The following is a 25000-nucleotide window of genomic DNA, read 5'->3' on the forward strand; positions in this document are numbered from 1 at the left end:
ATCCCCTCTCTGCAATAACAAGCCGCCCTCGTCGTTTGGACAAGAACGGCCCGCATTCCGTACATTTTTTAGATTACATCATTATTTATGATTTTGTGTTACGCCCGCATTAACCTTCAAGCGCAAAGCATTCAACCGGATGAAGCCTGTTGCATCGCCTTGATCGTAGGCTTGTGTCGGATCGGCCTCCATCGTCGCAATGTCCGGGTTGTACAAGCTAACCGGACTCTTGACGCCTGCACCGATAATATTGCCTTTATACAGCTTCACGCGCACCGTACCACTGACGTTTTTCTGGCTCTCATGAACCAGAGCCTGCAGAGCCACACGTTCCGGTGCGAACCAGAAACCGTTGTACACCAAGGTAGCATAACGGGTAATCAGACTATCGCGCAAATTCATAACTTCACGATCCATCGTAATGGACTCCATTTTGCGGTGAGCTGTGAACAGGATCGTACCGCCCGGCGTCTCGTAGACTCCGCGGCTCTTCATGCCCACAAAACGGTTCTCTACCATATCCACACGTCCGATGCCGTGCTTGCCACCCAGCTCATTCAGTTTTTCCATCACTTGCAGTGGAGTCAACCGCTCTCCGTTCAAAGCAACGCAGTTTCCTGCTTCAAATTCCAGCTCCAAATATTCCGCTTCATCAGGAGCGTCCTCTGGTGCATTGCTGAGCAAGAACATTTCTTTATTTTCAGGAGCACTCGGATCAAACCAAGGGTCCTCCAGCACACCGCTTTCATAGCTGATATGCAACAGGTTGCGGTCCATGGAGTACGGCTTGGCTGCAGAAGCAGTTACCGGAATACCATGTTTTTCCGCATAGGCAATCATTTCTGCCCGGCCCGGGAACTGATTGCGGAACTCTTCCAGCCGCCAAGGTGCAATTACCTTGATATCTGGCGTTAATGCCGCCGCGTTCAGCTCGAAGCGCACCTGATCGTTGCCTTTACCTGTTGCGCCGTGAGCGATTGCTATTGCTCCCTCGGCAATTGCAATATCGACCATCCGCTTAGCGATCAACGGACGTGCAATACTCGTTCCGAGCAAATATTGCCCTTCATACAAAGCCCCCGCCTGAAACATCGGATAAATAAAATCCTTGGCGAATTCATCACGCAGATCATCAATGTACACTTTGGAAGCTCCCGTAGCGAGTGCCTTTTCCTCCAAACCGTCCAGTTCTTCCTTCTGACCGATATCTGCGGTAAATGCGATGATTTCCGCATCATACGTTTCCTTGAGCCATTTTAGAATAACCGACGTATCCAGACCGCCGGAATATGCGAGTACGATTTTATCTTTTGCCATGTTTAAAGTCCTCCCCAAATGCTTCTAGCCTTTATCTTTCTTACCTGTTTTTTCTTACCCCAGCAAAGCAACCAGCAGCGCTTTTTGCGCATGCAGGCGATTTTCCGCTTCATCAAAAATGACCGAATTCGGACCGTCGATGACACCTGCACTCACTTCTTCCCCACGATGTGCAGGCAGGCAGTGCAGGAACAAATAATCCGGCTTGGCCAGCTGGACCAGTTCCTCATTTACCTGGAAGTCGGCAAAAGCAAGCTCACGCTCCTTCTGCTCTTCCTCAAAGCCCATGCTCGCCCATACATCCGTATAGATCGCATCCGCACCCTTTACCGCTTCTTGCGGACTTTGTGTTATAACGATTTCACTACCTGTTTGTTTGGCAATCTCACGGCAAGCTGCAACCACACTCGGGTCAGGCTCGTATCCAGCAGGACTTGCAATCGACACATGCACTCCGAGCTTCGCTCCACCAATCAAGAGGGAATGCGCCATATTGTTGCCATCCCCGATATAAGCCAATTTGAGGCCTTTTAGCTTGCCCTTTTGCTCATACAAGGTTTGATAATCAGCCAATACCTGACATGGATGCGCCAAATCACTCAAGCCATTGATCACAGGGACGGATGCATAATGTGCCAATTCTACCACATTATCGTGCCCAAAGGTACGAATCATAATGCCGTCCAGATAGCGTGACATCACTTGTGCCATGTCGCTAATAGGCTCGCCGCGTCCCAGTTGAATGTCATTTTTACTGAGGAAAAGGGCATGCCCACCCAATTGATACATACCGACTTCAAAGGATACCCGTGTACGTGTGGAGGATTTTTCGAAAATCAGTCCAAGTGTCTTCCCCTTTAGCGGCTGATAGGCTTCCCCGTTTTTGTGCTTACGCTTAATTTCGATGGCGAGATCAATTAAATACTGGATTTCCTCTGTCGAGTAGTCGTCCAGCTCCAGGAAGTCCCGTCCCTTCAAATTTATCTGCTGCAGTGCGCCACCCTGGTTCATGCCATCGTCTCCTTTTACACTCTAATCTAAATGATATGATCTTTAGCACTAGGCCACATGCTCCCGAATCAATTCAGCAATCATCCTTACAGCCTGATCTATTTCATCCTTCGTTACATACAGGTTAGGCAACAGGCGAATCACGTTCGGTCCTGCTGTAATGAACAGAATCCCCTTCTTCTGTCCTACCAAAACAAGCTCTGCTACCGGCTCCGCACACTCAATGCCGACCATCAGCCCTTTTCCACGGATATCCTTTACAAAAGGAAACTCTCCAAGCTGCTTTTGCAGGCTATGGAACAAATATTCGCCCATCTCAGCTGCACGTTCCGGCAGTTTGTCATCAATAATCGTTTCAATGGTAGCCTGAACCGCTGCCATCGCGAGCGGTGTACCGCCAAAGGTGGAGCCGTGGCTGCCCGCTGTGAACGCTTCGCGCAAATATCCTTTGCCCAGCATCGCACCTACGGAAAAGCCGCTCCCCAGTCCCTTCGCCAATGTAAAGATATCCGGCTCTATGCCGTAATGCTCAAAGGAAAACAGCTTACCTGTCCGTCCCATGCCCGTTTGCACCTCATCAATGATCAGCAGCAAGCCATGCTCACGGCACAGCTTGGTAATCACGTCTACAAAGGCAGGGTCTACCGGATACATGCCGCCCTCTGCCTGCACCATTTCCAGCATAATAGCTGCCGTATTTTCACTGATGGCTGCTTCAAGCGCAGCCTGATCGTGAAGTGGAACGCTTTTAAACCCGGCAGGAAGCGGTAAAAATCCCTCTTTAACTTTGTCCTGACCAGTAGCGGTCAGGGTTGCGAGCGTCCGTCCGTGAAAGGATTGCGTGAACGTAATGATCTCGTAGCGGCCGGTCTGCTTCACCTTTTGATGATAACGACGCGCCAGCTTAATCGCAGCTTCATTCGCTTCTGCCCCGCTATTGCAGAAAAATACAGCATCTGCGCTGCTATTGGCAGTCAGCAAAACCGCTGCCCGTTCTTGCCCCGGAATATGAAACAGATTGGATACATGCCACAGTTCATCAATCTGTTTCTTCAATCGCTCAGCTACAGCCTGAGGCGCATGCCCGAGATTGGTAACAGCAATACCTGACATAAAATCCAGATAACGCTTGCCCTGATCATCCCACAGCCAGCTTCCTTGACCTTTAACAAGTGCAAGCGGGTATCTTGCATAGTTTGGGAAAAGAGAGCTTTGCGGCTGCGCTCCTACAGACACCTTTTCCGCGTGCACTCCGACTGCATTTGTACTCGGCGATTCCTCGCTCACCAGTGCATTAGACTCCTTACTCATGTTGTTCACGCTCCTTTTATTTGTTTGGTTAGCAGCTTTCGTTATATGTCCCAATTACTGCATACGCACGATGCGTGTTCCAATCAATTCCCCGCTCAGCACACGGCTTAACACCTGCGGTTCGCTGCCGTCCACAATAACGACTTCCTTCACTTTTCCGTGGATGCAGGCAATAGCTGCTCTTACTTTCGGGATCATACCACCGTATATTTCACCCGTGCTGATCATATCCTCAATCTCCTGTACGGTGATAGAGTTCAATACCTTCTTTTCTCCGCCATTCTTTTTCAATATGCCCGGTACATCGGTGACCACAATCATCCGACTGACGCCGAGATGAGAGGCCACGGCACCCGCCGCTGTATCCGCATTAATGTTGTAGCGCTGACCGGAACGATCAATCCCGATGGGTGCAATAACAGGCATATAGCTCATATCCAGCACACCTGTAATAATCGAAGCTTGAACAGACGTTACCTCTCCGACCCAACCAACCTCTGCGGCATTCGACACAGGCTTTGCTTCGATCAAATAACCATCACTGCCTGATAATCCGAGCGCTCGCCCACCATGCATCCCTATTCTACGTACAATCTGCTTGTTAATGCTGCCCGCCAGCACCATTTCCACGACATCCAGCACGGGCTCAGTCGTTTTACGCAACCCATGAATGAACTCCGTTTCAATTCCCAGCTTCGCCAAATTGTCGGAGATCGCAGGGCCCCCGCCATGGACAATGACTGGTTGAAGACCTTCCGACTGCAAACGAGCCAAGTCGTCAAAAAAGGAATCAGGCAACGCAGCCAGCGTACTTCCTCCGCATTTCATCACAAAATTACGACGTGCCACTCCGACATGATTGGCTTGATCCGTGCACTCCATTGCTGATTGCATATCATCTCTCCTTTTCTCATGTGCACAGGCTGTGCAATTTTGAAATAATGGCAGATTTAACACGTTCATTTAACACGTTCATTCAATCCGTGTTTATTCCTTCATTTATGTCCGATATGCAGCGTTAATCCGCACATAATCATAAGTTAAGTCACAGCCCCATGCTGTAGCGGTCCCGTTCCCGTGATGCAAGTCAACGATAATTTGCACCGTATCTCCCTGCAAATAGGAAAGCGCCTCTGCTTCATCAAAAGCAACCGGACTTGATTGGCTCAGCACGATAATGTCACCCAAGCGGATATCTACCGTATCTGGATTCACTGGCTCTCCGGCACGCCCGACGGCTGCAATAATCCGTCCCCAGTTTGCGTCTGCGCCAAAAACAGCAGACTTCACCAGACTGGACCCGATCACCGTCTTGGCTATAGCCTGGGCAGACGCATCGCTTACCGCCCCGCTCACAGACACCTCTACCAGCTTCGTAGCACCTTCTCCATCGCGCGCAATCGCCTTGGCCAGCTCTCGGCAGATATAGGTGAACGCCTCGGCAAAAGCTTCCCAATCAGGATGGCCTGCATGCAACTCGCGGTTGCCCGCCAGCCCGCTTGCCATAGCGATCAGCATATCGTTCGTGCTTGTATCGCCATCTACGGTAATCATATTAAAGCTGGTATCCGTCGCCTGCTTTAATAGCTGATGAAGCGCAGCCTGCCCGATGGCTGCGTCACAGGTCATAAAAGCCAGCATCGTTGCCATATTCGGATGAATCATGCCAGAACCCTTTGCCGCCCCGGCGATGTGCACCGTCACACCATCCACTTCAACCGCCACGCACGCTTCCTTTTTCACCAAATCTGTCGTCAGAATGGCTTGGGTAAATTGCTCCGCTCCATCGCCTGCCCCGTTCACATGATCAGGTAATGAGGATATACCGGCGAACACACGATCCATTTTCAAATGCTCGCCAATTACGCCAGTTGAAGCTACGGCTACATTGCTCTCGGCTACACCCAGCTCGCGAGCCGCAGCCGCACGCATCGCGTAGGCATCCTGCTCCCCTTGCTGCCCCGTACAGGCATTGGCATTCCCGCTATTCACCACTACCGCCTGCAATCGGCCATCTGCCAAGCTCTCGCGGGTTACCTTCAGCGGTGCAGCCTGGAACACATTGGTGGTATACACCGCAGCAGCTGTCGCCTCTACCTCGCAACGGATTGCGCCAATATCGTTGCGATCCGTATTTTTCAGTCCGCAGTGCAATCCCCCGGCTGTAAAGCCACGCGGAGTTACGATGTTGCCCCCGTTTACTACTGTAAATTCTACTTTACTCATAATTATGTGCCCTCGTTCGCAACATGTGGGATGAGTGACAGTTGCGCTTGCGCTCCCAATTCTGCCTGCTGTCGTTCCCCGCAGCCTGTTGCGGTTACTTGCTACTTACGGATATACCGGTATGAAGCCCAGCCCGAGGTTCTCCTCCCATCCCATCATTAAATTTAAATTCTGAATCGCCTGTCCGGCAGCACCCTTCACCACATTATCAATGACAGAAATAATCGTAAGGCGCCCGGTTCGGGCATCTGCTGCAAAACCGATATCACAATAATTGGATCCAAATACTTCCTTCGTTGCTGGCCATACACCTTCAGCACGTACACGGACAAAAGGATGGTCTTTATAATAATCTCGGTATAACCCGATAAGATCCTGATCCGTGTGATCACCTTTCAGCGTGACATAGATTGTACTCATAATCCCCCGGGTCATAGGCACAAGCTGTGTCGTGAACGTGATCGTAACCTCCTCGCCCGCAATATCGCCCAGAACCTGTTCGATTTCAGGAATATGCTGGTGCTTATTCACCTTATAAGCCTTAAAGTTCTCGTTCATTTCTGCATAATGCGAAACAAGACTTGTTCCCCGCCCAGAGCCGGACACCCCGGATTTGGCATCCACAATCAGCGTTCGATGGTCGATCCAATCTGCCTTCAGAGCTGGGATAATTCCCAGCAATGTGGCCGTTGGATAGCAGCCCGGATTAGAAATAAAAGAAACACCCGCAAGCTTTTCTGCATACACCTCGCTGAGTCCGTATACCGCTTGCTTGAGATATTCCGGTGAAGCCGCAGGCTTTTTATACCATGCTTCATACGTTTCTCCGCTCCGGAGCCTGAAATCCCCGGACAGATCAATGACCTTTAGTCCGACATCAAGCAACTGCGGTACCAGTTGCGTACTAACGCCCGATGGCGTAGCTGTGAAAACCAGATCAGCCTTGGCAGCAATTTCGTGGACATCGACACCGTCCAAATCCTGCACCACAATATCCGTCAGATGTGGAAACCCGTCACTGATCGGGACACCCGCGCTGGACGAGGATATAACAGATACGATCTCTACCTGCGGATGATGAATCAAAAAACGAATGAGCTCCACCCCGCCATATCCGGTGGAACCAACAATTGCCACTTTTAACTTGCTGCTCACAGACCTTCCTCCATTCCGTTCCTATGAAATATGTATTATTATACGACTCTATTCATATAAATACAACACACAATGTAATGTTATTCTCAAATCTTAAAATAAATGCTCCTGCCTATTCTTTTGGGAGACAAGCTATACAAGCTATACACACGCAAATAAAAAAAGAGACAGGCCTCCTATTGAAGCAATACACCGTTTGCATAAAAGAAGAGGGCTATCCTTGAGCAATAAGATTGTCTCATGTATTGGTAATCATTTGGTTTAGCCATTTCCTGCACTTTAACATAACAAAAAACCCTCGTCTTATAAGACGGGGGCTCCGGTAGGTTATCCTTTTTTAGCTTTCCTTTTTAAAACCTTCTCCCAGCACTTCACGCGTGTTACTAATGATTACAAAAGCCTCCGGATCTACCAAGCGAACGAGCGTTTTGAGACGAGTTACCTCGTTTTGCCCGACCACAACCATAAGTACAGGACGTTCCTCGTTCGTGTAGCCCCCACGTCCTGCCAGTTCTGTCAATCCCCGATCCAGATCCTGCAAAATAGCCTGTGTGATCGTTTCCTTCTGATTGGATATGATGTAGGCGACTTTGGAATAGCTTAACCCCATTTCCACAGCATCAATAACCTTGCCTGTTACAAACAGGCCAATCAATGCATACAATGCACGCTCCGGTGACAGGGTAAAGCCAGCCAATGTAATTACCGTGCCATCCATCAGCATGACACAAAGAGAAAGGCTAAAACCCGTATATTTATGAAAAATTTACGCCAAAATAGCCAGTCCGCCCGTTGAGCCTCTGCCTCTAAATACGGTACCCAATCCCAAGCCCACTCCGATCCCGCCATACAGCGAAGCCAGCAGCGGATTCGTTGTCGGAACCGCCCAATCCTTGGTCACATACACGAATAAGGGCAGCATAATACTCCCCAGCAGAGAACGCAGCCCGTACTTTTTTCCTAACAGCAGCACTCCCGCTATGAATAGGGGAATATTCATACCCCACTGCGTATAAGCTGGTTCCAGGCCAAACAGGTCCTCGCCCAAGATAGACAAGCCTGATACCCCACCGGATGCAATCCGGTTTGGAAGCAGGAACATATTGAAGGTCAATGCTGTAATGAAGGAGCCGAGTATAATCAGCAAAATATCCGTTACATTACGTACCGGTCCGCTGGCAGCAATCCAAGGCTTGCGGCGTCTTCGGCGAGCCACGGGAGAATTCAATTGAGACATTGTTCATGTTCTCCTTTAACTAAAAATACCGTATACACAAAAATTCCTACAGTCCGCAGGCATCCGTTCTGCGGTTCTGTAGGAAAAACGTACAGGCTTTATTCTGCGTCCAGCTTAATTTGACTGCGCAGGTAACCGTCGATGAACGGATCGAGATCGCCATCCATGACAGCCCCTACGTTGCCCGTTTCTACGCTGGTACGATGATCCTTGACCATACTGTATGGATGGAACACGTAGGAGCGAATTTGGCTGCCCCATGCAATATCGGACTGTTCTCCACGGATTTCGTCCAATTGTTGCTGTTGTTCTTCGATCTTGCGCTCGTAAAGCTTGGAACGAAGCATCGTCATCGCACGTTCACGGTTCTTGATCTGGGAACGTTCATTTTGACAAGTCACGACAATACCGGTAGGCAAATGCGTAATCCGAACAGCAGAGTCGGTCGTATTAATATGCTGACCCCCCGCGCCGCTGGCCCGGTACGTATCAATTTTAAGATCCTCCGTGCGGATCTCAATATCCACATCATCCGCAATTTCCGGTACCACATCACAGGATACAAACGATGTATGCCGACGGCCGGAGGAGTCAAATGGAGAGATGCGAACAAGCCGATGCACGCCTTTCTCCGCTTTGAGATAACCGTAGGCATTATAGCCTTTGATCAACAGGGTTACACTTTTGATCCCCGCTTCATCCCCTGCCAGATAATCAAGGGTCTCCACCTTAAAGCCCCGTTTTTCTGCCCAGCGTGTATACATGCGCAGCAGCATTTGGCCCCAGTCCTGGGACTCGGTACCACCAGCCCCCGGGTGCAGCTCCAGAATCGCATTAAGCTTGTCATATGGCTGATTTAAAAGCAATTGCAGTTCAAACTCCTGCAATTTGCTCAGCAGGGATTTGACACTATTTTCAATTTCTCCAGCCAGTGTTTCATCGCCTTCCTCATCAGCCAGTTCAACCATCATACCTGCATCTTCATATTCCTGACGAAGCTGTTCATAGCTGTCCACAGAAGACTTGACTGCATTCATTTCGGCAATTACACCTTGGGCCTTTTCGTTATCATCCCAAAAATCAGGCGCAGCCATCTTTTCCTCAAAGTTTGCGATCATTTCTTGTTTGAGATCTAAGTCAAAGAGACCCCCTAAGGTTTGTTAGTTTCTTGCCTATTTCTCGTAAATCATGTTTTACACTTGGATCAATCATGATGTATTCTCCTTTAATATAGGGTTAGGGGAAATAAAAGCGTTGTGAGTTACGGCTGGGTGAAGAGACGCTACGCGAATGATTTGATCTTATGAACGCTGTTGCAGCGAGATGCCCTGATTGAAATAACACATTCAAAGGTGGGCATCTCACTGCAAAGGCGAACGCGAGCGCTTCTCCAGATTCAAATCCTCCGCTTCGCTGCCGACCGCCGTAAAGTCAAACTGCTTTTAAATAACCGGCTCTGGTCAAGTGAGCCAGATCAACTGCTGAATTAACTGACAAACAAGCAGGGACCTGCTTATTTGTCATAATTATAGAAACAGGGACAACTCAATCTTTTCAAGAAAAGATTATTCAACCTGACCTTCCTACAGAAGAGCATGGCTGAGGCATCAGTTTAGCCCCCTGTATGGCACAAAATGGCCGACGGTCAGTGATTGAACTGCCGCCTGCCATTATATGCATTGCAGGGAATGGTGTAACTATATCTATCCCTTCATTCAATTCATTATCTTCTGCGTGGACGCGCAGGGGCGGATTTCTTTTTAGGTGCAGCGGGTTCGCCACTTGTCGAAATTTTGTCTTCATCAACGACAGCCTGACGCTCTTGGTTGGATTCAATTTGTGCTTTCATGATGTATGTCGCTACTTCCTCTTGAATGCTGGCGATCATAGCATGGAACATTTCGAAGCCTTCAAATTGGTATTCACGCAACGGATCAGTACCACCGTAAGCACGCAAGTGGATACCTTGGCGCAATTGATCCATAGCATCAATATGATCCATCCATTTGCTATCAACCGCACGCAGTACGATAACTTTCTCGAACTCGCGTACCATATCTTCCCCAATCATCTCTTCACGTCTGTGGTATCTGTCGGTAACTTTTTCGAAGATCATTTCTACCATCTCTTCTCTTTCCTTGCCCCACAGATCGTCACGAGTAAGTGCATTTTCCTCAAGCAGGTTGTTGTTCACATACTCTGCTACTTCTTCAAGCTCCCAGTTCTCAGGAATGTCATCACCGCAATGGGCTTCCACCACACGCTCGATGACAGGCTTGATCATATCAAACACAATTTCCTTAATGTTCTCCGATTCCAGCACTTCACGGCGCTGTTTGTAAATAATAGCACGCTGCTGGTTCATTACATCATCGTACTGGAGAACGATTTTACGCTGATCAAAGTTGTTGCCTTCGACGCGTTTTTGCGCTGATTCGATAGCACGTGTAATCATGCGGCTCTCAATTGGTTGGTCTTCTTCAAAGCCCAAACGCTCCATCATATTCAGTACGTTATCCGCACCAAAACGCTTCATTAATTCATCGCCGAGCGACAAATAAAATTGTGTGGACCCTGGATCACCCTGACGTCCTGCACGTCCGCGAAGCTGATTATCAATACGACGGGATTCATGACGCTCTGTACCGATGATATGCAATCCACCGAGCTCTGACACGCCTTCGCCCAATACGATGTCAGTACCACGTCCTGCCATGTTGGTAGCGATAGTAACCGCACCCGCTTGACCTGCATGGGAAATAATCTCAGCTTCCTCAGCGTGATACTTGGCGTTAAGCACCTTATGACGAACGCCTTTGCGTTTCAGCATCTCAGAAAGCAGCTCCGAGTTTTCGATAGAAATCGTACCTACCAATACCGGCTGTTTCTTTTTGTTACGCTCCAGAATTTCATCCACTACTGCATGGAATTTACCCTTTACGCTCTTATATACAACGTCAGGCATATCTACACGCTGGTTGGGCCGGTTTGTTGGAATTTGGAGCACTTCCAGACCGTAGATTTTTTTAAATTCTTCTTCTTCTGTTTTCGCTGTACCCGTCATACCCGCCAATTTGCGGTACATACGGAAGTAGTTTTGGAAGGTAATCGTCGCCAGCGTCATGCTTTCATTTTGTACAATGATGTTTTCCTTCGCTTCAATGGCCTGATGCAAACCATCACTGTAGCGACGTCCAGCCATCAGACGGCCTGTGAACTCATCGACAATCAGGACTTCACCGTCAGCTACAACATAATCCACATCCAGACGCATAATAGCGTTGGCCTTCAATGCCTGTACAATGTGATGATTGATCGTCACACTTTCCTGATCGTACAGATTTTCCAGTCCGAAGAAATTTTCAGCCTTGGATACGCCGTTTTCGGTCAAAGCAACCGACTTCACCTTGATATCCAGCGTGTAATCCTCTTCGACATTCAGGCTCTTCACAAAACGGTCAGCCGCAAAATACAGCTCTGTCGATTTTTGAGCTTGTCCTGAAATAATCAACGGTGTACGCGCCTCATCGACGAGAATGGAATCCACTTCATCAATAATACAGAAGTACAATGGCCGCTGTACCATCTGCTCTTTGTAAAGCACCATATTATCGCGCAGATAATCGAAGCCGAACTCGTTGTTCGTACCATATGTGATATCACAAGCATAAGCTTCCTGCTTGGCCGCATGATCCATATTCGCCAAATTCAGCCCCACAGACATCCCCAGGAAGTTATAGATTTGTCCCATTTCTCCGCTGTCACGCTGTGCCAAATAGTCATTGACCGTAACCACGTGCACACCTTTGCCCAACAGTGCATTCAAATAAACCGGCAGCGTACCTACGAGTGTTTTACCTTCCCCGGTTTTCATTTCGGCAATCTTGCCTTCATGCAGCGCAATACCGCCAAGCATCTGAACGTCATAATGACGTTTGCCCAGCACCCGCTTGGACGCTTCACGAACGGTTGCAAAAGCTTCCGGCAGAACTTCTTCAGCCGTAGCACCTTGTTCAATCCGCTCTTTAAACTCCGCCGTCTTCGCTTTCAGCTCCTCATCCGAGAGCTTCTCAAAATCCGGCTCTATTTTATTGATCAGTTCAACCGTCTTCATTAAACGTTTGACGTCACGTTCATTTGTATCACCAAAAATTTTCTTAACAATTCCTAGCATGGTTTACCCCTTTCGCGCAAAACAATTAATAGAATCAATTTCACAATAAGAAAGGGTCCATGATGAAATTGATTCCCGATATGTTTGACAGGCCCGGCTGTACCAGCCCATCGTGCGATGTTCTTTGCATAAATTGTAACAGTTTGTAGGACATGCCGCAACATAAGCAGTCTCTGGAATTACATCCGGTTAAAGATACCAAAGCAATTGACGCATGAATTACCATATAAAAGAGCCCTACCCCGCCAGATTCGCAAGGATAAGGCTCGTCGTTATTATCATTTTCGCTAATATCCATAAAACATGCTTCCATTGAAAACGAACTATTCATTTTAAAATACGATAAGTTCCTACTCTACAAATTATTCCCGTTCGATCAGACCGTACTTGCCGTCGTTGCGTTTGTAGACTACGCTAACTTCTTCGTTATCAATATTGGCAAATACGAAGAAATTATGTCCAACCATGTTCATTTGAAGAATAGCTTCTTCTACATCCATAGGTTTCAATAAGAAACGCTTGGTGCGAACGACTTCCAGCTCATCCAATTCTGCATCCTCATCCTCAGCTACAACCACGCCGCCTGCCGGATCTTCCACAAAAAGAGTCTTCAAACTGCCTTTCTGACGGAATTTTCGGTTTAACTTGGTTTTGTTCTTGCGGATTTGCCGCTCAAGCTTGTCTACCACGGCATCAATGGACGCATACATGTCATCGCTTTCGTCTTCGGCACGGAGTACAAGCCCCGGCAAAGGAATGGTTACTTCTACAGTGTGCAAATCTCTGGTTGTGCTTAACGTTACACTTCCGTCAGACGTCGGGGGTGCATCGAAATACTTTTCAAGTCTGCTGAATTTCTTATCAACGTAGTCCTTCAAAGCGTCGGTAACCTCGATCTGTTGACCTCGTACTGTTAAGTTCATAGGGCACGCCTCCTTTGCTCCTTCAGTATAACACATATGTTAACGCCAAGTAAAAAAACGCCCAACATTTCGAAGCTATTTTACAAAACTCATCATTTTTCGATAAAACGCTTCAGATAACGTCATTCTTTGAAAAAGGTCATGTTTAAAATTCGCTTGCATACATATTTGAATAATGAGCGCATATATAAAAATTTGCTCCGCCAGTATCGTGACCGACAACTATCTGTCCTTCTTGCCTCAGCTACTTATTTTAAAAAAGGAGGGATGTCTTTTTCACGCTGAATCAGGTATAGGAGAATGGGATGTATGCAAGGGCCTGGTTACAATGCAGGCAATTTATACGAAAGGATTATTACATCCAGCTTAGCTGGCTCTTCCCAAACGATGATTTCCCTAATATTTGGATTCGGGAGAGATGGAAAGTAGGAAGCTAATCCATGGCTTTTATTCAGCGCTACGTAACGAACCAGACGGGGGCTGTCACCTTTATCGGGAATACACTTGGACTGGCACGTTCCAATTCGGTAGAAGTGCCGGGAACAACAACCAGCATTGGTGCTTTCATCACATCCAATACAGCTTCCCGCTTCGGCACGTATCCATTAGGCACTACATCTGCAATTACAAGTAACTCATCAACAGCTTTCCTTGTGCTTCCCGCGGGTAGTACGGTGCTGTATGCAGAGCTTATTTGGGGAGGAAGTTATGCCAACGGCAGCACCAATGTATTGTCCAGCGCCAGCAACCCGGTCACATTCCAGACACCCGCTTTATCTACTACAGTCAGTCCTGATTCTGCAACATCGGTCAACGTAACCAGTCTCGGTATTTATGTAAGAACGGCGAATGTGACAAATCTGGTCATTCAAGGCGGCGCAGGAGCATACACGGTTGGAAATGTGACGGGCACCATCACCGTTCCCGATTCCACCAACACCAACCATGCCGGCTGGACGCTGGCTGTAGTGTACAACAACCCGTCTCTGCCCTTCCGCAATCTGTCGCTGCGCGTGGGCGGCGAAGGAGTCAGTAGCGCTACAGGATCGGTCAACGTAGTCGTGAGCGGCTTTGCTACGCCCGTACAGGGGACTCTACGCGGCAGAGCGCTGATTAGCGCGCAGGAAGGCGACGTCGACATCACTGGAGATCGTGCGTTGTTCGGACCTACTACATCCAGTTTGACTGCGTTGTCTGGGCCCAACAACTTTTCAACTAATTTTTTCGCTTCCCAAATTAACGGAGATGACGGCACACTGGTCACGACGGGAACATTTGGCACAACCAATGCTGTGAACGGGACACCTGGAACACAGGTCACAGGCGGACGGCAAGGCTGGGACATTACCAACGTCGATATTTCCTCCACACTACTCAACAGCCAAACCACAGGTGTCCTCCAACTGACAACCAATGGCGATATTTACACCGTCAATGCCAACGCGATTCAAATTGATATCAATGCTCCGCTGGTGACCCTGACTAAAACGGCCAGTTCTACAGGTTTGGTCATTGGCGATACAGTGACCTATACCATTAATATTTCGAATACAGGACTAGTCAGCGCCTCCGACACCGTGCTTACCGACATCATACCTGCAGGGGCCACCTTTGTATCCGGAAGCGTCATTGTCGCGGGCACAGCCCAGCCAACAGCCAATCCTGCCACCGGAATTACAGTGGGCAGCGTGGCTCCTGCTTCCACGGTGACTGTTACCTTCCGTGCAACGGTCACTTCATTGCCGGCAAACGCTCAACTGAGCAATCAAGCATCGGCGTCCTTTTCCTTCCAGACTGTGCCAGGCGGTCCTGTCATTTCCGGTAATGTTCCGTCCAATACTGCGAGTACGCCGATCTATCAACCCGTCATCAGGATTGTTAAAAGTGCCAATACAACGGCCGCTACGGTCGGGGACACCATTACGTACACATTCCAGATATCGAACACAGGCAGCATTGCTGCAAATCTTAACTTTACAGAGAGTATTCCAGCCGGATCAACCTTTATCCCAGGCAGCGTGACCATTGGCGGCTCTTCCGTGCCTGCTGCCAATCCTGCTACAGGCTTCTTGGTAGGAACCATCAATACCAATGCTACAATACCGGTCACTTTCCAGACCCTTGTCAATTCCGTTCCAGCTTCTGGTAATCTAGCCGATCAGGCAACCTGCACGTATACCTTTACACCGCCTGACGGACGTGTATTAAACGGAAACGGTACGTCCAACACGCTCACCATTCCCGTATCCTCGCCGAATGTGACCGTGACCAAAGCCTCTTCACTGTCGGCGGCAGCCGTTGGAGAAACCGTTCAGTTCACTGTAACCGCTACGAACAATGGAATCGAGAATGTAACCAATGTAGTAGTCACTGCCCCCCTGCCCAGCGGAGTTGCCTTCGTACCTGGCAGTGTCACTGTGAACGGAACAGCAGCTACAACAGCTACGCCTATAAACGGAATTCCGGTTGGCACTCTGGCTCCAGGCGCATCAGTTACGGTTGTATTTCGGGCCGCCATCAACGCTTTGCCGTCTCCTGCACAGATTAATAACCGGGCAACCGTCAGTTTCACATCCGGCGCCTTTACCGGATCATCCTTGTCCAATCTTGTAACCATCCCTGTCGTGCTTGCGGCTCCAACTATCACCAAAAGCGCCAGCTCCAATCGTGCCAGCGTAGGCGGAACGGTCACTTATTCTTTTCTGATCGCCAATACCGGAACAGCCGTCTTAAACACAACCTTGACCGAAACCGTACCCACTGGCTCCACTTTTATTCCTGGGAGTGTCATTGTCGGAGGGTCCTCTGTTCCAGGTGCAAATCCCAACACGGGGATTTCGGTGGGCACCATCAATCCCGGAGCACAGATCACTGTCTCGTTCCGTGTGACCGTTGATTCCCTTCCACCTGGGGGTGGATTAAACGATCAGGGACTGCTCCAATATACGTATCAGCTGCAAGACGGGAGAACTCTTTCCGGCTCACTTCTATCCAATATTGTTTCCGTGTCCATTTCTCTGCCTAGCGTGTCGGTAACCAAATCTGCCAGTTTTACATCCGTTAGTGTAGGTGAAACGCTGACCTACAGCGTGACCGCTGTCAACAACGGGATTGATCCGATCACCAATACCGTCATTACCGATCCGCTCCCCGGCGGCGTGTCCTTTGTACCAGGTAGCGTGACCTTGGGCGGTTCGCCTGTGAGCGCTGCCGATCCTAGAAGCGGCATTTCTGTTGGCACCGTCGGGTCAGGCGCATCTGTACAGGTGTCCTACGCTGTACTGGTCAATGCCGTACCGTCCGTACAACCGCTGCAAAACACAGCCAGCGTCAGCTTCACTAGCGGTACTTTTACCGGAACATCCCAGACAAATACCGTCTCTGTACCGGTTTACCAGCCTCGCATCCGCGTAGGCAAATCCGCGAATACAACAGCAGCTACGATAGGCAACACGATTCTGTACACATTGCTGGTCACAAATAGTGGTAACTATAATGCCTCTGTGACGCTGACTGATGCTATTCCTGCCGGATCAACATTTTTGGAGAACAGCGTGGTTATCAATGGCGTCAGTCAGCCTGGAGCCAGCCCTGCAACGGGTGTTTTCATCGGCACCGTATCGCCGCAGAGTCCTATTACACTGACGTTTCAAACCGCAGTAGCTTCACTTCCAACGCCGCCCCAACTGACAGATCAGGCTACCGCCGCGATTTCCTTTACCTTGCCAGATGGACGGGTACGAACAGATAGTGCGTCGTCCAATGTATTATCCATTCCTGTGTCTGCGCCAAATGTGTCCATATCCAAAACGGCTAACCGTTCTACAGCTATTCCAGGTGATTCCGTGCTGTATACTCTCACGGTCCTCAACAATGGAACCCAAACGGTGAACAATGTGGTCGTTTCCGACCCTATCCCGTCTGGCTCCCAATTTACTGTGGGCAGCGTGACGCTTAACGGCTCAGTCGTGACCAGCGGAGATCCATCAATAGGTATCCCGATTGGAAGCATTGCCGCAGGAGGTGGGGCTACGATCACTTTCAGGGTGACAGTATCCTCTCCTTTGCCGAGTCCGCCGCAACTCACCAACCAAGCGCGTGCCAGCTTCACCAGCGGTTCATTTTCAGGCGTATCTGTATCTAATCCGGTAACGGTAAACGTCAATGCCCCCGTGCTGGCTATAAGTAAAACTGCTGATCCCATACGGGCAACGGTTGGCGATATCGTAACGTATTCCGTGGCTGTGACCAACAGCGGTAACATAGCCGCTGCTGCCACATTGACAGACAATATCCCCACAGGCTCGGCACTGGTACCGAACAGTGTGGTCGTTAACGGTGCTCCTGTTCCGGGCGCGAGTCCCGCAACAGGTCTGTCTATTGGCTCCATTGCACCCAGAGCCGTAGTCCAAACAACTTTTCAGGTGGTGATTACTTCCGTGCCTTTACCTCCCCAACTCACCGACCAGGCGAATATCAGCTTTTCCTTTCAACCGCCGGATGGCCGGATTGTTAACGGCAATGTTTCGTCCAATATTGTTACAATTCCTGTATCGTCACCGAATGTGCAGGTTACCAAAAGTGCTTCAGCCACTGACGCGGTTCCTGGTGATACGCTAACCTACACCATTACAGCTACCAATAGCGGCATCGAAACCGTGACAGATGTTCGCGTAACCGATACGATTCCTGCTGGTTCAACCTTTATTTCCGGCTCGGTTATCGTAAATGGAACAACGCTGCCATCAGCCAGTCCCCTGACAGGAATTCCAGTCGGCTCGATCGCTGCGGGTGCGTTAACAACCGTTACTTTTTCCGTATCGGTCAACAGCCTGCCCCAGCCGCCTCAACTGAGCGATCAGGCCTCCGTTTCTTTTACCAACGGCACACTGAATTTCACATCACTCTCCAACACGGTTGTCGTTCCCGTTTTCCAGCCTATTATCAGCCTTGTCAAAACCGCCAATACAAGCCAAGCAACTGTAGGCGATACAGTGGTCTATACACTGACTGCCCAAAATACAGGGAATTTAGCGGCGAATGCTACCTTTACCGATGCTATTCCAGCGGGTTCTTCCTTTGTTCCTAACAGTGTCACCGTAAACGGTCTGCCTGTTGCTGGAGCCACACCCCAAGCAGGAGTGCCAGTTGGAAGCATTGCTGCGGGTGCCTCTGTCTCTCTCACTTTTCAGGTCGTTATTAATGCGGTCCCAGTCGGCTTAGGCCTGTTAAATCAAGGCTCTGCCACTTTCACCTTCCAGCCGCCGGATGGTCGAACCTTGAACGGAAGTGTTCAATCGAATCCGGTTTTCATACCTGTATCCAATCCTAATGTCGCCGTGACCAAAACGGTCAACCAAACCGCCGTCGCCTTCGGAGATACCATTACGTATACGATCACCGCAGTGAACAACGACATTACACCCGTGACAGGAACTGTCTTTATTGATCCGATTGCTGACGGCACTACCTTTGTAGCTAACTCCGTACAAGTAAACGGTGTCACTATACCAGGAGCCAACATCGCCACAGGCGTTGCCGTAGGCTCTATCCCTGCTGCCAGCTCGGTAACAGTCACCTTTCAGGCCACGGTAACATCCTTACCGGCATCAGGTTTGTCCACAGATCAAGCGACCGTTTCCTTTAATTCAGGGGCTTTCGCGGGGCAATCCATCTCTAACCCGGTCAGCCTGCCTGTATTGCAGCCGATTTTGAATGTGACCAACACCATCAGCGCAGATCGCGCAACCGTAGGGAATACGCTTGGTTTTGTCATCACGTTAACCAATACCGGCAACACGCCTGCACAAACGGTCGTGCTTGATCTGCTGTCCAGCTCACTCAGCCTGAATCAAAATAGTGTTCTGGTCAACGGGGCGCCCATTCCCGGAGCGGACCCCCTTACAGGAATTAATATCGGTTCCGTTGCACCAGGTACTACGGTAACTGTCACGTTCAGCGCCGTAGTCATATCTGTACCGCCTGGCTCCATACTGACCAACCAGGCAAATGTGAACTATACGTTCCGGCTGCCGGACGGACGAACGCTAACCGGCAGCGGATCAGCCCTGCCTGTATCCATTCCGATCTCTTCGCCCAACGTAACCGTTACAAAGGCGTCTGATGTGGCCGACGCCGTCGTGGGCGATTCTGTTCCTTATGTCATTACCGTCTTCAATAACGGACTTGATCCCGTTACTAACGTCATCGTTACCGATACCATTCCTTTCGGAACCGCTTTTGTACCGGGTAGTGTTACAATCAATGGCACGCCTGTTGCTTCAGCCAACCCGCAAAACGGCATTCCTGTCGGGACACTCGGTGCCGGTGGTGGTGCGACAATTCGCTTTTTGCTTAACGTACAATCCCTGCCGTCACCAGCATCCATTACCAATAAAGCCACCGTCAGCTTCACTTCAGGAGCCTTTAATGGATTTTCTGTGTCCAGTCCCGTTACCATTCCTGTATATCAACCGATCGTTACCGTAGCTAAAAGCGCAGGAACGGGAAGAGCTACGGTTGGAGATACAGTCACCTATACGTTTACGGTTACTAACGCTGGAAACATTGGGGCAGATACCATCCTTAGCGATCCAATTCCAACCGGGGCTGCCTTTATTCCCAACAGTGTAGTGATCAATGGTACTGCCGCGCCTGGTTCAGACCCAACCGCCGGGATTCCATTAGGTATCATAGGTGCTGCTACGACCGTCGCTCTCACCTTCCAGATCCTTATTACCTCATTGCCCGCATCAGGTACACTGGTTAATCAGGCGACTACCGCTTTCAGCTACCAACCGCCGGATGGCCGCGTGCTGACGGGAAGCGCAGTCTCTCCAACTGTCATCGTCCTCGTCTCTTCGCCGGAAGTCGACGTTACCAAAACAGCCTCCGCTACCGATGCCGTCGTCGGAGATACCATAACGTATACCGTGATTGCTACCAATAACGGAATCAGCCAAGTGGTTAATGCCGTCGTATCTGATCCGCTACCACCTGGTACCAGCTTTGTTCCCGGCAGTGTAACAGTGAATGGAGCATCCGTGCCTGCTGCATCACCCGTATCTGGTATTCCTGTCGGCACCATTGCCGTGGGCGGCTCGGCAGCCGTTACATTTCAGTTGTCTGTCGTCAGTCTGCCTCAACCGCCGCAAATTACTAATCAGGCGACCGTTAGCTTCACTTCAGGCGCGTTGACCTCGTCCTCGCATTCTGATCCGGTCACTCTGCCGGTATATCAGCCGATCATCAGCCTGACCAAGACCGCCAATACTGTCAACACGCAAATTGGTTCAACCCTGCTCTACACACTGACGTTAACCAACACCGGCAATATCGCCGTTATACCTGTGCTGTCGGATAATATCCCTGCGGGCTCTGAACTGCTGCCTAACAGCGTCGTTGTTAACGGCATCCTTGTGCCGGGAGCTTCGCCAATTACGGGTATTACACTCGGCTCACTTGCGCCTTCAGGCAGTATCGTGGTGAGTTTCCAAACGGTCGTCTCGTCTCTGCCAACCCCGCCTGTACTGACCGATCTTGGGCAAGCGAGCTTTACCTACTCACCGCCTGACGGTAGAGTTCTCAGTGGTTCTGTCACATCCAATACAGTCAATGTCAGCGTATCCGCACCTAATATCCAGGTTACGAAAACATCCAGCTTGTCAGCCGCTGTAGTAGGCGATACGATCAGATACACACTGAGCATCACAAATAGTGGTGTAGATTCAGTCACAGATACCGTTGTAACCGATACGATTCCAGCCGGAACCTCCTTTGTTCCAGGTAGTGTTATCATCGACGGCGTAGCCTTCCCTAACGCCTCTCCGGTCGCTGGAATTGCCATTGGAAACGTTGCGTCTGGAAATACCTTCATTGTTAGTTTCCAGACAACTGTGCAAACTTTGCCGCAGCCTCCACTGCTCACAGACATCGCAGCCGTTTCATTTACCAGCGGAACATTCACCGGTACTGCCTTTTCCGATCCGCTTATCGTGCCTGTATTCCAGCCGCTTATGGCACTTACCAAAACTTCTAGCACCCTTAACGCCTCTGTCGGTGATACACTGACCTACACGATCACAGCCGTGAATAGCGGTAATATTGCGGCAGCACTTACCATCAGCGATACCATCCCGGCTGGATCATCTTTCCTTGCCAACAGTGTCAGCATTGCCGGCAGTCCGCAGCCTGGGTTGTCCATCGAAACAGGCGTTCCGGTCGGATCTGTAATGCCAGGCGGAACGGTATCCGTAACTTTCCAAACGATTATTAATTCGCTGCCTAATCCACAGGTATTGACTGATCAGGCATCTGGATCATTCACGTTTCAACCCCCGGATGGAAGAACCATATCTGGATCAGCGGTATCCAATTCACTCAGCATCTCTGTATCCTCACCTAACGTCAGTATTGTAAAAGGGACGGCGGCTACCGACGCCATTGTCGGTGATATCATCACCTATACACTGGCTGTCTCCAACCACGGGATCAGTACAGCCAATAATATAGTGGTCTCGGACATGATTGCAGCAGGAAGCTCCTTTGTGAATGGCAGTGTTACTATAAACGGAACGGCCTCCCCTGATGGAAATCCTGGATTTGGTATCGCCATTGGCACACTCACTCCTGGGGCTGTTGCAACCGTCACATTCCAGGTCCGAGTGGACTCCCTACCGACGCCACCGCAATTGTCCAATCAGGCCTCAGTCAGCTTTACCAGCGGCGTATTTACTGGCAGCTCAACATCCAATATCGTGACCATCCCAGTCTTCCAGCCGATCCTGACAGCAGTCAAAACAAGCAGTACCAACAATGCCACAATTGGAGACATCATCACTTACACGATCGTCGTATCCAACACCGGAAACATTGCAGCCTCCACCACTGTAACCGACAATATTCCAGACGGCTCTATATTCCTTCCCAACACGGTGTCGATTAACGGCATTGCTGCCCCAGGCGCAAGTCCAGTTACAGGTATTCCGACTCCAGCCATACCACCAGGACTATCGGCAACTGTTACCTTCCAGGTGCTGGTATCTTCCATTCCTGCAGCCGTACTGCTGATAGATCAGGCTGAAGTAGATTATCGCTTCAATGCACCAGATGGCCGAGAGGCAGGAGGCTTCCATTTATCCAACATCGTTGAAGTTGCCGTTTCACCCCTAGACATCACTTTAAGTAAAAGTATAAGCTCACCTTTTGCCACTTCTGGGGATACTCTGACGTATGAACTCGTGATCTGCAACGAGGATTCGGATACCGTACAAGACGCCCGCTTGCTGGACACCCTGCCAGAGGATATCGAGTTTGTTGCGGGTTCAGTTCAGATTAACGGAACAGCTATAACGGAAAGCGATCCTCGGAGCGGTATACCTTTGCCAACATTAGAAGCGAACACAAAGACCGTCATATCCTTTGAAGTCCGTATCGCAGCAACAGAGCAGCCGGGACCACGAACCAATCAGGCTCGCTTATTGCTTACAAATGGAGAAGAAGCGAGTTCGATTCTGTCCAATACGGTAACGGTTGCCATACTCCAGCCTGTTCTGAAGCTGACGAAGATAGCCAACACAGAGATTGTACAGCCAGGCCAAAGCATCACCTACACCATAGTTGCTGAAAATACCGGAAACATCGGCGCCTTTGGCTTGTTGACGGATTCCCTGCCATCGAAGCTGTCTTTTGTCCCCGGATCTGTTACGGTGAATGGAGCTCCTGGGTACGGTGTTAGTCCAGAGCAAAGCATTACTCTAGGTACAATTGCACCAGGAGAACAGACAACTGCCGTCTTCTCTGCTCTTGTCGTCCGTTCCTCCGAATCGGGTGCACTGGCAAATCAAGCTTCACTGGCTTACTCCTACCAACTGCCTGATGGGCGCAATATACATTTGGAAGCCGTTTCGCCTTCTGTCTCCGTTAAGGTGAACTCTGCTGCAGAAGATGCCTTAACAGCCGTGCTCAGCACGACAGTATCTGCTGTTGCTTTAGGTGATACAGTACCTTATCAGTTGGCCCTTGTTAACGACGGTGGGGCGGTCATTACCGATGTGGTTTTAGCGGATTATGTACCAGACGGAGCCATCATGAACCCGGACAGCCTGAGAATTGACGGTTCTCCACCTGCCTCCAGCAAGCCGGGCGAACCCTTATTTATCGGCAGCCTGCAGCCGGGGCAGGCAGTGAATATATCTTACACCGTGAACGTGCAGTCCCTGCCTGTCGGCGGCCGTCTAAATAATAACGTGCAGCTTCGCTATGCTGACAGCGATGGTGCGAGCGAGATCGTCAGCAACACCGTGACCGTAGCCGTTTTCGATCCACAGCTTGCTGTCAGCATCTCCACGGAAAATACGGGAGCCATGGCCGGGGAAGCCCTTACCTATACGATACAGCTAAATAACTTCGGCAACACAACTACGGAAGTTACTATGCAAAATTTCATTCCGACCGGAACTCTGTTCATTCCTGGCAGCCTGCGGTTGAACGGTCAATCGCTGTCAGGAGCCAATCCATCTGTTGGGGTCAGCCTTGGGTCTGTAGAGCCAGGACAGCCGTTGACACTGAATTATCAAGTGAGCGTGTCGGAGACACCTCCATCCGGCTACATCGTAAATCAGGCTACCTTTGCCTACTCGTTTACGTTACCTGAAGGAAGAGTCGTATCGGGGGCACTGACTACCAATACCGTTACTATTCCAGTCGTATACCCACTGCTCGAGTTAGTCAAAAAGGTGAATACCCCAGACGCCTCTGTAGGTGACACACTCACATTTACTATACAGATAACGAACAAAGGCGGTATCACGGCACAGCATCCGTTATTCACCGATCTGTTGCCGCAGGGACTGGTATATGTACCTAACAGCTTGACGATCCAAGAGAAAGCACAGTCAGTCGCTAACCTTGGTGCAGGTATCACCCTCCCGGATATTGTACCAAGCGAGACTCTCAATCTTACGCTACAGGCGCTAATCCGCGAGGCACCTGCAGATGGAACTTTCAGCAACCTGGCCACCATCGAATACACCTCACGTCGTAGTGGGGGAGAGGCCATCCAGGAAAGCGCCCAATCCAACACCGTCGGCATGACCGTCATTGCTGCCGTCCCTAAGCTTACGCTTAGCTCCAGCGCTTTGCGTGTCGGGCAAGAGGACATCTTGTCCTTCACCGTCCAGGTGGAGAATACAGGAAACACTCCATTGGAAGAGCTACTGCTAACGGCTCCATTCGCAGCCGAGGATTTCCTTTTGTTACGAACCGTTTCCGTAAACTCTGTGCCGCTTCCGCATCCTAAGCTGCTCCAAGGTATTCCATTGGGGCGCCTTGATCCGAACCATCAAACTGTCATCGTCTTCTCCTTTGATATTGAAACCGCACTCCGTCCTTATCTGATCGCCCAGGCTATCCTGCGCTATCAATTCTGCTATCCCGACGGACGCTTAGAAAAACAATCCGCTTCCTCCAATACCATTTTTGTGGAGATGGCTGATTTCGACGGTTCTTTTGAGTAACTTGCTATTGCATAGAGTTGAGCTCCCTTACCCTTGTGTAAGGGACTCTTTTTATGTCAGGATATTGAGAAAGTCCTTATGTATTTAGAAAACATAAAAAAGCCCTGGAAAATATTCCAGGGCAGTTGCT

Annotated in this window: 10 protein-coding genes and 1 pseudogene; 1 reads left to right on the forward strand and 10 read right to left on the reverse strand. The window is 49.8% G+C overall.

What is annotated here, in order from left to right; translation table 11 throughout:
• Positions 1 to 81 precede the first annotated feature (81 nt).
• From GCU48_RS07875 to hpf, 10 genes and pseudogenes are all read right to left on the reverse strand, one after another.
• Positions 82 to 1317: an argininosuccinate synthase gene (locus tag GCU48_RS07875; protein WP_025720414.1), complete on the reverse strand. Its 1236-nt coding sequence runs from the start codon at positions 1315 to 1317 to the stop codon at positions 82 to 84.
• A 54-nt stretch (positions 1318 to 1371) separates the two neighbouring features.
• Positions 1372 to 2328: an ornithine carbamoyltransferase gene (gene argF, locus GCU48_RS07880; RefSeq protein ID WP_152379608.1), complete on the reverse strand. Its 957-nt coding sequence runs from the start codon at positions 2326 to 2328 to the stop codon at positions 1372 to 1374.
• 48 nt (positions 2329 to 2376) lie between these two features.
• Positions 2377 to 3639, reverse strand: a complete 1263-nt coding sequence (locus GCU48_RS07885; RefSeq protein WP_152379609.1) for an acetylornithine transaminase — start codon at positions 3637 to 3639, stop codon at positions 2377 to 2379.
• A gap of 54 nt (positions 3640 to 3693) precedes the next feature.
• Positions 3694 to 4533, reverse strand: a complete 840-nt coding sequence (argB, locus tag GCU48_RS07890; protein ID WP_152379610.1) for an acetylglutamate kinase — start codon at positions 4531 to 4533, stop codon at positions 3694 to 3696.
• A 105-nt stretch (positions 4534 to 4638) separates the two neighbouring features.
• On the reverse strand, positions 4639 to 5865 hold the full coding sequence (gene argJ / locus GCU48_RS07895) for a bifunctional glutamate N-acetyltransferase/amino-acid acetyltransferase ArgJ (RefSeq protein ID WP_152379611.1): 1227 nt from the start codon (positions 5863 to 5865) through the stop codon (positions 4639 to 4641).
• Positions 5866 to 5970: 105 nt separating this feature from the next.
• The gene (gene argC / locus GCU48_RS07900) at positions 5971 to 7020 is read right to left on the reverse strand and encodes an N-acetyl-gamma-glutamyl-phosphate reductase (RefSeq protein WP_152379612.1); all 1050 of its coding nucleotides are present in this window, start codon (positions 7018 to 7020) and stop codon (positions 5971 to 5973) included.
• Between the two features lie 337 nt (positions 7021 to 7357).
• Positions 7358 to 8257: pseudogene (locus tag GCU48_RS07905) on the reverse strand (YitT family protein).
• 98 nt (positions 8258 to 8355) lie between these two features.
• Positions 8356 to 9469, reverse strand: a protein-coding gene (gene prfB / locus GCU48_RS07910) for a peptide chain release factor 2 (protein ID WP_152379613.1) whose coding sequence is annotated in 2 segments (ribosomal slippage) — positions 8356 to 9396 and positions 9398 to 9469 — 1113 coding nt in all. Because the reading frame shifts where the segments join, the coding sequence is not laid out codon by codon here.
• A gap of 511 nt (positions 9470 to 9980) precedes the next feature.
• Complete coding sequence (gene secA / locus GCU48_RS07915; protein ID WP_152379614.1) at positions 9981 to 12431, reverse strand: preprotein translocase subunit SecA; 2451 nt, start codon at positions 12429 to 12431, stop codon at positions 9981 to 9983.
• Positions 12432 to 12793: 362 nt separating this feature from the next.
• On the reverse strand, positions 12794 to 13354 hold the full coding sequence (gene hpf / locus GCU48_RS07920) for a ribosome hibernation-promoting factor, HPF/YfiA family (RefSeq protein ID WP_025716758.1): 561 nt from the start codon (positions 13352 to 13354) through the stop codon (positions 12794 to 12796).
• Positions 13355 to 13794: 440 nt separating this feature from the next.
• On the opposite strand from hpf, the gene GCU48_RS07925 reads away from it, so the two are divergent.
• The gene (locus tag GCU48_RS07925) at positions 13795 to 24870 is read left to right on the forward strand and encodes a DUF11 domain-containing protein (protein WP_152379615.1); all 11076 of its coding nucleotides are present in this window, start codon (positions 13795 to 13797) and stop codon (positions 24868 to 24870) included.
• Positions 24871 to 25000 lie beyond the last annotated feature (130 nt).

Origin of the sequence: Paenibacillus brasilensis (assembly GCF_009363115.1) — a bacterium.
In the GTDB taxonomy this organism is placed as follows: domain Bacteria; phylum Bacillota; class Bacilli; order Paenibacillales; family Paenibacillaceae; genus Paenibacillus; species Paenibacillus brasilensis.

What these genes read in the sequence shown, in the direction of transcription:
- GCU48_RS07875 (WP_025720414.1), bottom strand. Translation starts at nt 1,317, where the DNA reads ATGGCAAAAGATAAAATCGTACTCGCATATTCCGGCGGTCTGGATACG.
- argF (WP_152379608.1), bottom strand. Translation starts at nt 2,328, where the DNA reads ATGAACCAGGGTGGCGCACTGCAGCAGATAAATTTGAAGGGACGGGAC.
- GCU48_RS07885 (WP_152379609.1), bottom strand. Translation starts at nt 3,639, where the DNA reads ATGAGTAAGGAGTCTAATGCACTGGTGAGCGAGGAATCGCCGAGTACA.
- argB (WP_152379610.1), bottom strand. Translation starts at nt 4,533, where the DNA reads ATGCAATCAGCAATGGAGTGCACGGATCAAGCCAATCATGTCGGAGTG.
- argJ (WP_152379611.1), bottom strand. Translation starts at nt 5,865, where the DNA reads ATGAGTAAAGTAGAATTTACAGTAGTAAACGGGGGCAACATCGTAACT.
- secA (WP_152379614.1), bottom strand. Translation starts at nt 12,431, where the DNA reads ATGCTAGGAATTGTTAAGAAAATTTTTGGTGATACAAATGAACGTGAC.
- hpf (WP_025716758.1), bottom strand. Translation starts at nt 13,354, where the DNA reads ATGAACTTAACAGTACGAGGTCAACAGATCGAGGTTACCGACGCTTTG.
- GCU48_RS07925 (WP_152379615.1), top strand. Translation starts at nt 13,795, where the DNA reads ATGGCTTTTATTCAGCGCTACGTAACGAACCAGACGGGGGCTGTCACC.